Source organism: Bradyrhizobium sp. CW1 (assembly GCF_023100665.1).
GTDB lineage: Bacteria > Pseudomonadota > Alphaproteobacteria > Rhizobiales > Xanthobacteraceae > Bradyrhizobium > Bradyrhizobium canariense_D.
Window position 1 is genome coordinate 1,665,041 of the sequence record NZ_CP064684.1, and the last position, 11,826, is coordinate 1,676,866.

The following is an 11,826-nucleotide window of genomic DNA, read 5'->3' on the forward strand; positions in this document are numbered from 1 at the left end:
TCGTGCCGATCCCGGAGCCGGCGCGGAAGCAACTGGGCGCGGATACGACAGGTTTGATGGTCGGCGATGTGGAGCCCGGTAGTCCGGCTGCCGAAAGCGGGATCCGTCCGGGGGACGTCATTACCAGCGCCAACAACCGCGAGGTCCATCAGCCGTCCGATGTGGCCGAGGCGTGGACGAACGCACGGCGGGAGAACAGGCCGGTGCTCCTGCGCGTCAAGCGCGATGGCCAGTCCCTTTTTATCGCGGTCTCTTGAAGCAGGAGTAGCATTCTCTGTTGCGGAGAGCGGAACGCCGCGCCGGGCACCCCCGCTCCTCCAGCACCGGCTCGCGCCACGCCTGACGCCGTAAGAAACTTCGTGCTCGTAGCTCCTTGAGCAGCCGCGCTGGCCGCAAGGACTGCGACTAGCGCGACTTACAACCACAGCAACCGTTAGCCATTCTTCCCCTCGGCGGCCGGTATGCTTTGCTTCCGTTCGGAATTCAGTCGAGATGCTTGAGGCGTCGCCGGAGATTTCCTAAATTGTTTGTTGCCAATGCCTCGGCAGGATTGGCGCGATCACCAGGCAAGAAGCTTGGATCCACGTTGCTTTTAGGAGGATGTGGTTATGAAAACTACGTGTCATCTCTCAACCGGCGCTTCGTCAGAGCGCATGATTGGCCGCACTCTGCGGCGCTCAGCCCGGCGCATCGCTGCACAATCCAGGATTCGCAGCGTCGGGCCACTTTCCGCGATGGCTGAAGCTGGCGCGCGAGCGTGGCGCCCCTTGGTTTCAGCTTTACTAGCGCTGGCACTGCTGCTGAGCGCGACAGAATTGGCCGGCGCAGAGCAAAAGCGTTCGAAGCGGCCGGACGGTGCGAACGCAGTCGTTCAGACCTCATCGCCCGAACGAACGATGCATGGCCGGCTTACCAGAACCAAGCGTAACATCAGTATGGACACGTTCCGGGCGGAGGAGATTGTCCCCGATATCTGCAGGGGCTGCTCCTCGTGAAAATGGGGGATCGCGATTAAATTGGGCGACGTGCGCGCGGCGCGATATCCATCGGCCGCGCGCACCCTCGACCAAGCGCCGGCCGCAACTTAAGCAGCCTTACAAGGACGGCAGACGCATCGTCCCACAAACGATGGATGCCGAGTTGTCATGGAAATCGATCTGGCGCGCTTGGGCGCACGTGGCCGGCCCAGACATCTCTCAAGCGACCGCCTTCAAACAACCTTTCCAGCCCTTGCGAAATCCTGGGCTGCAATCCCATTTTCTTGCTGCAAGCAGCTACCCAGCGCTAAGCAATGAATTCCAATCGGTGCAAGCGAGAGCTACGATGACCATCTTGCAAGACGACCCGGTCGATACCGCGCTACTGGAGTCCTTCCCTGCCAGCGACCCGCCGAGTTTTGTCGCCCGCGGAGTCATGATCGGCAATCCTCCACGAGGCGACGCAGCGCAGGAGGGCCGGTCCGAACCAAGCACCGGGAAAGCCCCGCCGGTCAGAACAAAATCAGCAGCCCGCCGCGCGACCGCACTCGTTGCACACACGGAGGATGGAAATGAAGATTGCGCAGATTGCACCACTGTTTGAAAGCGTACCACCCCGGCTCTACGGCGGTACGGAGCGGGTTGTCCATTACCTCACTGAGGAACTCGTTAAGCAAGGACACCAGGTCACTCTGTTCGCGAGCGGAGATTCTATCACCTCCGCCGAGCTGGTCTCGTGCACGCCGCGGGCGTTGCGGCTCGACGCTGATGTCCGCGATTCAGTCCCTCACCAAATGCTGCAGCTCGACAAAGTTCGCGAGCGCGCCGACGATTTCGACGTCCTCCACTTCCATACCGACTATCTGCACTTCCCCTTATTCCGAGCAGAAGCCGGCCGCACGTTGACCACCCTGCACGGCCGCCAGGACCTAGCCGACCACCTGCCGTTCTACGCGCACTTCGCGAAGATGCCGCTCGTGTCCATTTCAGATGCGCAACGCGCGCCACTCCCCCGCGCAAACTTCGTGGCGACGGTCTATCATGGCCTGCCGCTTGACCTTCACACGCCGACTTTCGCTCCCCGAGGTTGCTATCTGGCATTTCTCGGCCGGATTTCTCCGGAGAAAGGACCCGACCGCGCGATCGCCATTGCGCGCGCGGCGGGGATACCGCTCAAGATCGCAGCGAAAGTCGACAAGGCCGACGAAGCCTATTTCCGGGAAGTCGTCGCGCCGATGCTGAATGGACCGGGAGTGGAATTTATCGGTGAGATTAACGAGAGCGAGAAGACTGAATTCCTCGGCCAGGCCGCTGCGCTGCTCTTTCCTATCGACTGGCCTGAGCCGTTCGGGCTGGTCCTGATCGAAGCGATGGCCTGCGGCACCCCGGTACTCGCCTTCCAACGCGGCTCGGTTCCGGAGATCGTCGAAGATCGGCGTACGGGGCGGGTTGTCTCGACCATGGAGGAGGCTGTGCAGGCGATCCCGGAGGTACTGGCCCTGGACCGACGAAGCGTCCGCGCCCGGTTTGAGGAGCGCTTTTCCGCTTCGCGGATGGCGACCGATTATCTGAGGCTCTACCAGAAGATGGCCCGCCGGCGTCCAGGCCCGGAAGGCGAGTTCTCGGCGCTCGCCGCGCGCTCGCTCTCGATCGCCAAGCCTGTCGGGCGTGTGACGGCGCCCCGACCGCAGTCCGAGGCGAATTGAGGATCGTCCATTCACCGGGCGCCACCTGCCCCAGGTCTGCAGTCGCTCATTTTGCCGCGCGTTCGAAGCGCAACGAAAGAACAGCGCACGTCCGTTGCATGCAAACCGGTCGGCCCCGCGCCGCCAAGGTGCGGCGGGCGTCCGCGCGGTGACGCGTGAATTCAAAGCGCTCGTGACGCCGTCGACCATCTCAGGGCTTTAGGCCTGCCGGAGATTTTGCTGGGCATCACCGGAGATTTTGCTGGGCATCATATGTGATCGATGCCGATGTCTCAGCGCTTCCCAGACCTCGGACAGTAGCCGGCACTTGAAACTGGCAACTACTATCCTAGTTCGTTTGAGGCGAGATGACCAGGCGCTGCTTCCTTCGGCAAGTCCTGTCCGGAAGACGGCGCACAGGCGTGCCGTACGGCTCAGAATTCTTCGGGAGGACGATATGAGCGCGAAGGAAGTCCGATTCTCAACCGACGCCCGCGAAAAGATGCTCCGAGGCGTTGATGTTCTTGCCAACGCGGTCAAGGTGACACTGGGACCAAAGGGCCGAAATGTCGTGCTCGAAAAGAGTTTCGGGGCGCCCCGCATCACTAAGGACGGGGTCACGGTGGCAAAGGAAATCGAGCTTGAAGACAAGTTCGAGAACATGGGCGCGCAGATGGTCCGCGAGGTCGCATCGAAGACATCCGACCAAGCCGGCGACGGCACCACGACAGCAACAGTGCTGGCGCAGGCAGTCGTGCGGGAAGGCGCCAAAGCCGTCGCGGCGGGCATGAACCCGATGGATCTCAAGCGTGGGATTGATCTGGCAGTTGATAGGATCGTTGAGGAACTGCAGAAGAATGCGAAGAAGCTGACCTCAAACGATGAAATCGCACAGGTCGCGACGATCTCGGCCAACGGAGACCGGGAGATTGGACAGTTTCTTGCAGATGCCATGAAGAAGGTGGGCAACGACGGTGTCATCACGGTGGAGGAGGCCAAATCGCTCGAGACCGAGCTTGAGGTCGTCGAAGGCATGCAGTTCGACCGCGGCTATATCTCCCCTTATTTCGTGACCAATACGGAGAAGATGCGGGTCGAGTTGGACGATCCCTATATCCTTGTCCACGAGAAGAAGCTCTCAACCCTACAACCCATGCTGCCACTGCTCGAGGCGGTGGTCCAAAGCGGAAAGCCGCTGCTGATCATAGCGGAAGACGTGGAGGGCGAAGCTCTTGCTACCCTTGTTGTCAACAAGCTGCGCGCCGGACTAAGGATCGCAGCTGTCAAAGCACCAGGCTTCGGCGATCGCCGCAAGGCCATGTTGCAGGACATTGCCATTCTGACCGGTGGCAATTTCATCAGCGAGGATCTTGGCACCAAGCTCGAAAAAGTCCAACTCAACATGCTCGGGCGCGCCAAGAAGGTGACGATCGACAAGGACAATACTACGATCGTCAGCGGCTCAGGTAAGCAGTCAGAAATCGAGGCGCGCGTCAGACAGATCAGAACGGAGATCGAGGACACTACCTCGGACTATGATCGCGAAAAGCTACAGGAGCGGTTGGCCAAGCTTGCCGGCGGGGTAGCCGTGATACGTGTTGGAGGCGCGACCGAAGTCGAGGTGAAGGAACGCAAGGACCGCGTTGACGACGCCATGCATGCAACGCGTGCCGCGGTCGAGGAAGGGATCCTTCCAGGCGGCGGAGTGGCGCTGCTCCGCGCCGCAGCCGCGCTGGAGAAGCTCAAGGCGGCAAATGACGATCAGCGGCATGGGATCGAGATCGTCAAACGAGCAGTCGCTTGGCCGGCGCGGCAAATTGCAGAAAATGCGGGCGAAGAGGCTTCACTCATCATCGGACAGGTCCTCGAGAACAAGGATTATGCTTGGGGCTTCGACGCCCAGACAGGGGAATACGGCAATCTGTTTGCGAAAGGCATCATCGATCCGACCAAGGTCGTTCGATCCGCATTGCAGGATGCAGCTTCGATCGCGGCCCTGTTGATCACGACGGAAGCCATGGTGGCGGAGGCGCCGAAGAAATCAAACGAAGCTGGCCAAAACGCTCCTGCTGGCGCAGCAGAAATGGCTCCTTAAACGAGCCGCACGGCCAGTGCAGGGCTGTTGCAGCCTTGGCCGCGACGCAACGGTGATGAGTATGGTTGCGGAAACGATATTAATGGTTGTCCTTGCCAACCTTCTCGGCACGGCCGCGTCGATGCCGTTCTTGGCCGGATATGACCTATTCTTGCAATCGTACCGAACGTTCCGGGGCCATCCCGCAGACCCGGTGTCCTTTGCGGCACGCAGTAGCTCGGCGTCAGCCGCGCATGCCGTGAAGTATGCCCAGGTGGTCGGCTGCAGGGCCTGCTCGCGCGTACACTCCTTGGATCCTTGCATTCGCAACCCAGATTGATGATGCGCGCTCGGCCCAGTCGCAGCTGACTTGGCCCGCCCCGAAGGCACGAAGGCCGAAAAGGCCGTGCCGCTCCCGACCACCTGCTATGGAATGGGTCCGTTCTGAAGGATAGGAACGGATGGCTGGCCGGCCGATTGTTCCGCGGCTGCGATTAACCGAGACGGTGCCGCCAACGCCCAGCTTCGGATGCGGCCGGCTCAGGCATTACGTCATGAATGATGACCTCGACAAGCCGGTTCAGAAACTGCCAATGACAAGAGATGGCTATACGGTCCTTCGACAAGAACTGGGTCACCTTGTTCAGGTGGAGCGTCCCCGCATTGCCGAACGCATCCGGGAGGCGATCGCGGACGATGCGAATCTGGCGGAGAATGCAGAGTATCAGGCCGCTAAATCAGAGCAGGACGTCAACGAGGCCCGCATTGCGGAAGTACAGAACAAGCTCGCTCGGGCTGAAGTGATCGACGTTTCAGAACTCTCGGGCGATACGGTCAGGTTTGGTGCCATCGTGACGGTCGTGGACGAGGACACCGGGGATGAACGGCGGTGGCAGATCGTCGGTGAGCCCGAGGCCGACGCCGCACGGGGTAAGATCTCCATGTTTTCGCCGCTTGCTCGCGCGCTTATCGGAAAGACGAAAGATACAACCGTGGAGGTTCTGACGCCTCGCGCGGCGAAGGCCTACAGGATCACCAGCGTGGAATGGCGCTGAGCTGAGTGCCGACGCTCGTTCGGCCGGGCGGCCTGATGCCCCAAGGCCAGCTTGGTCGCTGGAGGGCAACGTGCAACGTGGTCCCGCAGTCGCCACCGATCGCGGTCACCACTTCAACAAACCGCCTCAGGATCGCAGGGGACCTAGGCGAGAGCATCACCACCGCAGGCTTGGACCTCGAGCGAACGCCGCTCGGGGGCGTTATCGAGCTCGGACCCACAGCGATGATCGAGCTGACCGGCCTCCGAACGCCGTGTGTCCTGATCGACCGCGGCAGGTGCTCTCGTCGGCGGAAATCGGCGCTCCATTCTAATGTGGGGTGCTGCGAGGGGTGGGGGCCGGCGGCGCGGTCGCGGCCGGCGACATTGCGCAAATCCGGCTCCCGTCGTCTTGATTTCGCGCGTTGCCACCTCTGTAGGACACCTCAACACGCGTTGGCCCTTGCTCGTTCGCGCGCCTCACGACGACGTTCGCGGCGTTCGCGCCGCCGCTTGGCGCGGTCAGCGGGCTGCCGCAGCGGAGGAACCTGCGTCGGAGCGACTGTCGCAGCCGTAGCATCCTCGACCAAGGGCGCCCGGATCGGCTCGGGCGCAGCGGTTCGGGCCTCCATGAACTCGAGCACTGCCCGTCCCTTGGACGTGATCCTCCAGCCACCGCTGATGCGTTCGACCAGCCCTTGGGAAAAGATGTGGAGATCCGGGACTCGGGCGGCGAGGCGCCTGGTCCGGTCCGCCCATTCGCGACCACTGGTCACCAAGATGGCCATGTCGCGCTTGAGGTCCTCCATGACGGCGAAACCATCTGGATAGCTCACCAGGATCTTGAGGACCGTCACCTGGAAGTTCATGCCCGCCCCGCGCGATCAGCGCCACATCGTGGGCGCGTCGGAGAGAGCTTCGCGTCCGATTTGCTTGAGTTGGTCCCGAGATGTGTTGCCCCTGGTCACAGCTTCCGGAATTGTCGACGCCACATGGGTGCGGGTGCTGGTCCCGGCCCGGGAAACGCTTTCGCAGACCTCGTCCAGCACCGCGCGCAAAAGCGCGGACATAGCAGGATCGAACATGGGAGACCCCATAAGAATCAACGCATGACGTGGAAATCAAGAGTGCTGCAAAATCTAGCGAATTCTACCTCCTCGCGAAGGCTTGGCAATGGGGAGAGTGCGTCTCGCAGCACTCTCATGCTGATTGACGCTCAGGCATCCCCGAAATTGCCGCGCGGCAGCGCCCACCCTTTCGACCACTACGACAGCGGTGAGCGCGCCTTCGCCCTTGTGCTATGGCGACCCCGTCGGCCAGCTGAGTCGATGGCTCGCGCCGCACTCATCCTCAGGATTGCATCACCGGAACCAGCCCGTAGCGCAACATCGTTTCCTTCATTTTGGCCGGATCAGGCGTGCCGGCCGATAGCAGGGCCGCCATGTCCTTGAAGTATTGTGGGCCGAGTACGCCGGGGCTGAGGATGCACAGGCAGGTCGCCGGTCGAGGCGAACGGTTGATAAAGCCGTGCACCACGCCCCGCTTGATGAAGAGGCTTTCGCCCGGCGCCACGTCGATGTCCTTTGCGTCCATCCGCCAGGTCGAGATGCCGCTGAGTCCATAGATCGTCTCGTCCCAGCGATCGTGATAATGCGGAATTGGCATGCGCGCGTTCGGCTGTAGCGTCATCTCAAACAGATCGAGGCTGCCAGCGGTTTCATCCTTGGTCTGTAGGAACGTCAGCTGCAGCGCGCCAAGATTAATGATCTCAGGCATGGCGAACTCATCCAGTCGTGTGGCGCGCAATATTAGCGCACGACGAAAGGAAGCCAAGACGGAGGAGTCCAAATTGCCGAGCATGCAGCAGGCGCCCCTTGCTGTGCACTGCCGAAACGCGCGCTGCACCCGCTCTGATTTTCCCGGCGGCGCCAGCAAAGCCTCGAAATCACCTGAAATTTGAGTCCTTGTCCGCCCCGCAAAGTGGTACACAGCGGTGGTCACAAAATCCGACCGGGCTTTTCAGAAATCCTTGTTTTACGGCAGTTTTCGCGGGTTCGCGACATCGGGGAAGAGAGTCCCACTTTCCCCGCCCCAGGCTTCCTTTTCTCGGTCACCTAGCTGCATCCGGAGCTCGCCTCGCCCGCGCTGCCTTGCGCCGTTCCTTCGCTGCCTTCGCGACCGCGACGTCGAAGTTGGTGCGCCTGCGGCGGTTGTGCGGCGCCGGCGGATCGTCCAGAGCGGCGATGTCGTAGCGCGGATACTTCTCGATCTCGGCCGCCATCGTCTCGATCCAGCGGTCGCCACAGTCGTTGCCTGCATTGGAGTCCTTCGGGCTGTGGCCCGTGATGAAACCTTCAACCTCGCGGTCCATCTTGACGTGCCTGGCCACGCTCTTGAACAGATGGCGCCAGCCGTGGTTCGGTTTGACGTCGTACGGGATCCCGAGGCCATGCACCCATTCGCCGATCCGTTCGGCGATCTTGTGGAATTGCGGATGCCGCACAATTCCACCGCGGCGGCGCTCCGGATCGTAGAACAGCGGCTTCTTGAGCTTGGCGCGGACCGCCACATAGTCCAGAAAACGCTGTCCTTCGGGACCTTGCTCGATGATGGGCGAATGGATGGGCACCACGCGCCATGTCTTGGTCTTCTCGAGGGAGGGCTTGATGCGCATCGCCCAGAGCTTGATGCCGTAAGGAGCGATATCCTCCGGCCGCAGGCTGGTCAGTTCGTTCACGCGCGCGCCGCTGTAAGCGCACAGCCACGGCAACCAGCGGCGGGCCGCGGCCATCTCGACGGAAATGAATTCGCTCGGCGCCACGAGGGTGGCCGTCAGGATGCGCTTGGCTTCCTGCGGCGTGAATCCCTTGCGTGGCGGCTCCGCCTCCTGCTTCTTCTTTTCTTCGTCCTCCGACGTGTCCTCGTCGCGCACGCGGATGCCGAGAAATGGATTCTGGTCGAGCTTGCGTCGTTCAATGGAAGGTCGCCGTGGCGGATAGCGCGGCGATCCAGACCTTGCGGATGCTGTCGCGCGGGATCTTCTTGGCGATCAGGTGGTCGACCCAATCGTATCCATCCGACGTCTTGATCCGCTTCAGGTCCCTGTGGCCGACAAAGTCGCAGAACTCCTTGACCTTCGGCCGCCAGCGGCTCGCCGTGCGTCCCGCGCTTCCGCCCTTGAGCCCCCCTTTCGCGGCGTACTCTTGGAAGGCCGCGAGGAAATCAAGCGCCGGCGTAGTTCGTTCCGGAATCTTCGTCAGATCCGTGATCTTGTCGTATTCGCCGAGCCTGGCGTACTCCACGTCGGAGGCAGCTTCCTTTCTAGCCCGCATCAGGAGCGGTACCAGGCGTTCTACGTTGGCCGGAGAAGCTGCATACCCGCCGCTCTTCAGAAGGTCGATGGCGTCCAGTTGAAGCGAGTCGTCGTCGCCCAAGGTCATCCTCACCTTGTTGAAGCCGGTCGGCGGTTCCGGCATCCAGTGATCCCGAACCCGCGTGTGCTCGTCCCGCCGCAAAGCATGGAGGTCCTGATGGGTGAGCTTGAACGGCTCGGGAACGGATGCCGCCGCGGCCGGTGGGCGGGCTCCGTCGGCGCGCAGGCGGGCCCATTCGGCCTCGATCCTGGCGTTCACGGCGCCGATCTCGATGTTGGCCTGCCGCTCGCTGTCGGTCTTGAGGCTCGCCCAGATCTCGGTCTTGCCGACGCGGGGGCGCAGGTCGGCCGGGACCTTCTTGCGGATCCAGTAGTTTTGGGAGGTCGGACGCTTGACCGGCTTTGGCATCTTGATCGTCGGCATGGTGGAGCACCTCGGTGTAGCACCGGCCGATCAAGAACCGCTTGATTCGAAGGATAAACTTAAGAAAGGGGTTTCCGAGCCCTAACGCTTAGGTTGCGAAACAGTGTCCCCCTTTATCTCGGGGGAATCAACCAATGAAGAGAGTTTTCATCAGCTTCCGGCACGAGGACAAGCCACAGGTAAATGGTCTGCGTCTTCTGGCGGCAAACGACAAATTCGACATCGAATTTTATGACGAATCCCTCCAGGTCGCAATCGATAGTGACAATGCCAAGTATATCAAATCCAAAATCAAAGAGAAAATTGATAGGAGCAGCGTGACGGTCTGCATGCTCAGCGCTCTGACTCATACCAGTACATGGGTAAATTGGGAGCTTGAAACGAGCTTCGCCAGAGGAAATAGGATTATCTGTATGGGACTCAAAGATGGGCCAGACAGGTTGACTCTCCCGCCGCTCGCGAAGCAGTTACAGTTGCCTTGGTACGCTTGGGATCATGAACATCTTGCTCGATTGATCGACGCCAAATGATTGCAACAACTCATGATGAGCCTGACTCCGGGTATCTACGGCTCGAACAGCAGATCGAATGGTACGACTCAAAATCCGGTACTGCACAGTCATGGTTCAAGCGAGTAAAGTTCTTTGAATTTATCTTTAGCGGTCTAGTTCCCATCTCTGCGCTCTTGCTTAACGGATGGGTCACCGCATCGATTGGTGCAGCGGCTGTTCTCCTTGAGGGCTTGCAGCAGCTAAATCAATGGCAGCACAATTGGATAACGTACCGGTCCACATGCGAAGCTCTGCGACACGAAAAATATTCTTACATCGCACGATCCGGCTCCTACGATGGGCTTACTGATGATCAAGCGATGAAAGCTCTAGTCGAGAGAGTGGAATCGCTGGTCTCAACCGAACATGCAAAATGGATCACACGGCAAGAGTTTGATCCTAAGAAGGTCAAACCGGCCGGCGACCACTGAGCCATCGCCCGTTGTAAACGTCGGCTTACCAACGCGAAGCGGAAGTCTGCACCTTGAGCGTGATCGGCGGCTTGTGACCCGAAGCGGACCTCGCGTTTATGGAAAATTGAGTATTGGTCGTTGCCGCGGTTGACGTTCCACTTGAGAGCCTCGTAACCAAGGGCGCAAATGGCCAGCGCCGGAGCAGCCGCATGAGCCCTAACTGGAAGACGGCGGTCCTAGCTTTCCTTGTCGCTAGTTCAATTTCGATCGCGCGGTGCGAAGAAGCGATAAAGCGAGCCTCGGACGGAAGATATCTTGTTGACTTGAATGGCGTGACCGTTGCGCTGCCGGATGAGGACCCAAAGGATCAACAAACTGGCTTCTATGTAGCAAGCCCGCCAGGCAAAAGCCCATTTCACTTCTACCTCAACGACCTTCTACGTGATCCTGAACGATTGGCGTCCCGATTGCGCTCCGCAGAATGGGTCTCTGTAAGTGTAGGCTCATCAACCAACCACCCGCGTGAAATCATAGGCGTTTCCGTAGTAAAGGGAGTGAACCGGGCCAGCATCCTTTCCGGCGTGGATACGAACTGCGAGGCATGGCAGGCCGATTGGGCTCGCTATCGAAAGGTGGCTATCGGCCTACCCGCCGACGAATACGGATGGACCAGACAAGACCAAGCGGGGTCTCCTTACGGCAGCATGTTCATCAAATTTCTGGACGCAGGTGGTCGGGAGCAAAGCCGATATTATCCAGTGCATTGCAACTTCGCAGGCGGCTGTTCTCTTTGGGCCTGCCACGATAGGCTTACACAGAGAATTTCATTCTATTCGTCGAACAAGCCGAAGGGCGAGGACTACTCCGTGAAGGAGTTCGACCGGCAGATCGCCAGCGGGAAGACCGTGCTTGAGCGTCTACTCGTGAACAGGTCGGTTGATCTATCCCATCCTTAGTTGTCGTAACGCGAGGTCCGCTTGTGTGAAGGGTTTCGGATGCCGGCCGCATGATTGACGGCGCGGCACATTCGGGCGGCCGGCGTCCGAAAGCCTCCAAGGGAGATGCTATGGGGCGGCGACGAGGATATCGTTGGCGATTCCATTCGCGAACGAGGCAATGAGGCTCCGCTTGGATTCTTCAATCCAAGCTTCGAGCTCGATCTCGGCCTTCCTTCGGATCATCGCGTGGAAGCGGCCAACGAGAGCTTGGGCATCGGCCAGCATAGGAACGTTTTGTTCGATGACCGCAAGCGTGACGGTCTCCGCCCTGGTTAGGTGGTCGCGCTTCGTCGTCATC

12 protein-coding genes are annotated in these 11,826 nt (G+C 60.3%); 7 read left to right on the forward strand and 5 right to left on the reverse strand.

The features are described 5' to 3' along the window. Positions 1-2: 2 nt before the first annotated feature. The 4 genes from IVB54_RS08075 to greA all read left to right on the forward strand — a co-directional run bounded on the left by IVB54_RS08075 (position 3) and on the right by greA (position 5,791). Positions 3-257, forward strand: a complete 255-nt coding sequence (locus IVB54_RS08075; RefSeq protein WP_247777142.1) for a PDZ domain-containing protein — start codon at positions 3-5, stop codon at positions 255-257. Positions 258-1,549: 1,292 nt separating this feature from the next. After that, on the forward strand, positions 1,550-2,683 hold the full coding sequence (locus IVB54_RS08080; protein WP_247777143.1) for a glycosyltransferase family 4 protein: 1,134 nt from the start codon (positions 1,550-1,552) through the stop codon (positions 2,681-2,683). 436 nt (positions 2,684-3,119) lie between these two features. Then, positions 3,120-4,757 (forward strand): chaperonin GroEL, encoded by a 1,638-nt coding sequence (groL, locus tag IVB54_RS08085; protein ID WP_247400793.1) that lies wholly within the window; start codon positions 3,120-3,122, stop codon positions 4,755-4,757. 533 nt (positions 4,758-5,290) lie between these two features. Beyond that, positions 5,291-5,791, forward strand: coding sequence for a transcription elongation factor GreA (greA, locus tag IVB54_RS08090; protein ID WP_247542461.1), 501 nt, complete (start codon positions 5,291-5,293; stop codon positions 5,789-5,791). Between the two features lie 424 nt (positions 5,792-6,215). On the opposite strand, the gene IVB54_RS08095 is transcribed toward greA, so the two are convergent. The 4 genes from IVB54_RS08095 to IVB54_RS08115 all read right to left on the reverse strand — a co-directional run bounded on the left by IVB54_RS08095 (position 6,216) and on the right by IVB54_RS08115 (position 9,566). Next, on the reverse strand, positions 6,216-6,638 hold the full coding sequence (locus IVB54_RS08095) for a hypothetical protein (RefSeq protein ID WP_247777144.1): 423 nt from the start codon (positions 6,636-6,638) through the stop codon (positions 6,216-6,218). Positions 6,639-7,119: 481 nt separating this feature from the next. Beyond that, entirely contained in the window at positions 7,120-7,629 is a 510-nt protein-coding gene (locus IVB54_RS08105) for a cupin domain-containing protein (RefSeq protein ID WP_247400785.1), read from the reverse strand. A 250-nt stretch (positions 7,630-7,879) separates the two neighbouring features. Then, entirely contained in the window at positions 7,880-8,701 is an 822-nt protein-coding gene (locus IVB54_RS08110; RefSeq protein WP_247777145.1) for a hypothetical protein, read from the reverse strand. Positions 8,702-8,741: 40 nt separating this feature from the next. Next, entirely contained in the window at positions 8,742-9,566 is an 825-nt protein-coding gene (locus IVB54_RS08115) for a DUF6538 domain-containing protein (RefSeq protein ID WP_247777146.1), read from the reverse strand. A gap of 134 nt (positions 9,567-9,700) precedes the next feature. Between IVB54_RS08115 and IVB54_RS08120 the strand changes: the two genes are divergently transcribed. From IVB54_RS08120 to IVB54_RS08130, 3 genes are all read left to right on the forward strand, one after another. Beyond that, positions 9,701-10,096 (forward strand): TIR domain-containing protein, encoded by a 396-nt coding sequence (locus tag IVB54_RS08120; RefSeq protein ID WP_247400780.1) that lies wholly within the window; start codon positions 9,701-9,703, stop codon positions 10,094-10,096. Next, positions 10,093-10,548 carry a DUF4231 domain-containing protein gene (locus tag IVB54_RS08125; RefSeq protein ID WP_247400778.1) on the forward strand — a complete coding sequence of 152 codons (456 nt, stop codon included), beginning with the start codon at positions 10,093-10,095 and terminating at the stop codon, positions 10,546-10,548. The genes IVB54_RS08120 and IVB54_RS08125 overlap by 4 nt, the downstream gene beginning before the upstream one ends. A 305-nt stretch (positions 10,549-10,853) precedes the next feature. Then, positions 10,854-11,486, forward strand: a complete 633-nt coding sequence (locus IVB54_RS08130; protein WP_247452298.1) for a hypothetical protein — start codon at positions 10,854-10,856, stop codon at positions 11,484-11,486. 108 nt (positions 11,487-11,594) lie between these two features. Here the strand turns inward: IVB54_RS08130 and IVB54_RS08135 are convergent, their stop codons facing one another. Then, positions 11,595-11,825 carry a hypothetical protein gene (locus IVB54_RS08135; RefSeq protein WP_247777147.1) on the reverse strand — a complete coding sequence of 77 codons (231 nt, stop codon included), beginning with the start codon at positions 11,823-11,825 and terminating at the stop codon, positions 11,595-11,597. Position 11,826 lies beyond the last annotated feature (1 nt).

What these genes read in the sequence shown, in the direction of transcription:
- IVB54_RS08080 (WP_247777143.1), top strand. Translation starts at nt 1,550, where the DNA reads ATGAAGATTGCGCAGATTGCACCACTGTTTGAAAGCGTACCACCCCGG.
- groL (WP_247400793.1), top strand. Translation starts at nt 3,120, where the DNA reads ATGAGCGCGAAGGAAGTCCGATTCTCAACCGACGCCCGCGAAAAGATG.
- greA (WP_247542461.1), top strand. Translation starts at nt 5,291, where the DNA reads ATGAATGATGACCTCGACAAGCCGGTTCAGAAACTGCCAATGACAAGA.
- IVB54_RS08095 (WP_247777144.1), bottom strand. Translation starts at nt 6,638, where the DNA reads ATGAACTTCCAGGTGACGGTCCTCAAGATCCTGGTGAGCTATCCAGAT.
- IVB54_RS08105 (WP_247400785.1), bottom strand. Translation starts at nt 7,629, where the DNA reads ATGCTCGGCAATTTGGACTCCTCCGTCTTGGCTTCCTTTCGTCGTGCG.
- IVB54_RS08115 (WP_247777146.1), bottom strand. Translation starts at nt 9,566, where the DNA reads ATGCCGACGATCAAGATGCCAAAGCCGGTCAAGCGTCCGACCTCCCAA.
- IVB54_RS08120 (WP_247400780.1), top strand. Translation starts at nt 9,701, where the DNA reads ATGAAGAGAGTTTTCATCAGCTTCCGGCACGAGGACAAGCCACAGGTA.
- IVB54_RS08125 (WP_247400778.1), top strand. Translation starts at nt 10,093, where the DNA reads ATGATTGCAACAACTCATGATGAGCCTGACTCCGGGTATCTACGGCTC.
- IVB54_RS08135 (WP_247777147.1), bottom strand. Translation starts at nt 11,825, where the DNA reads ATGACGACGAAGCGCGACCACCTAACCAGGGCGGAGACCGTCACGCTT.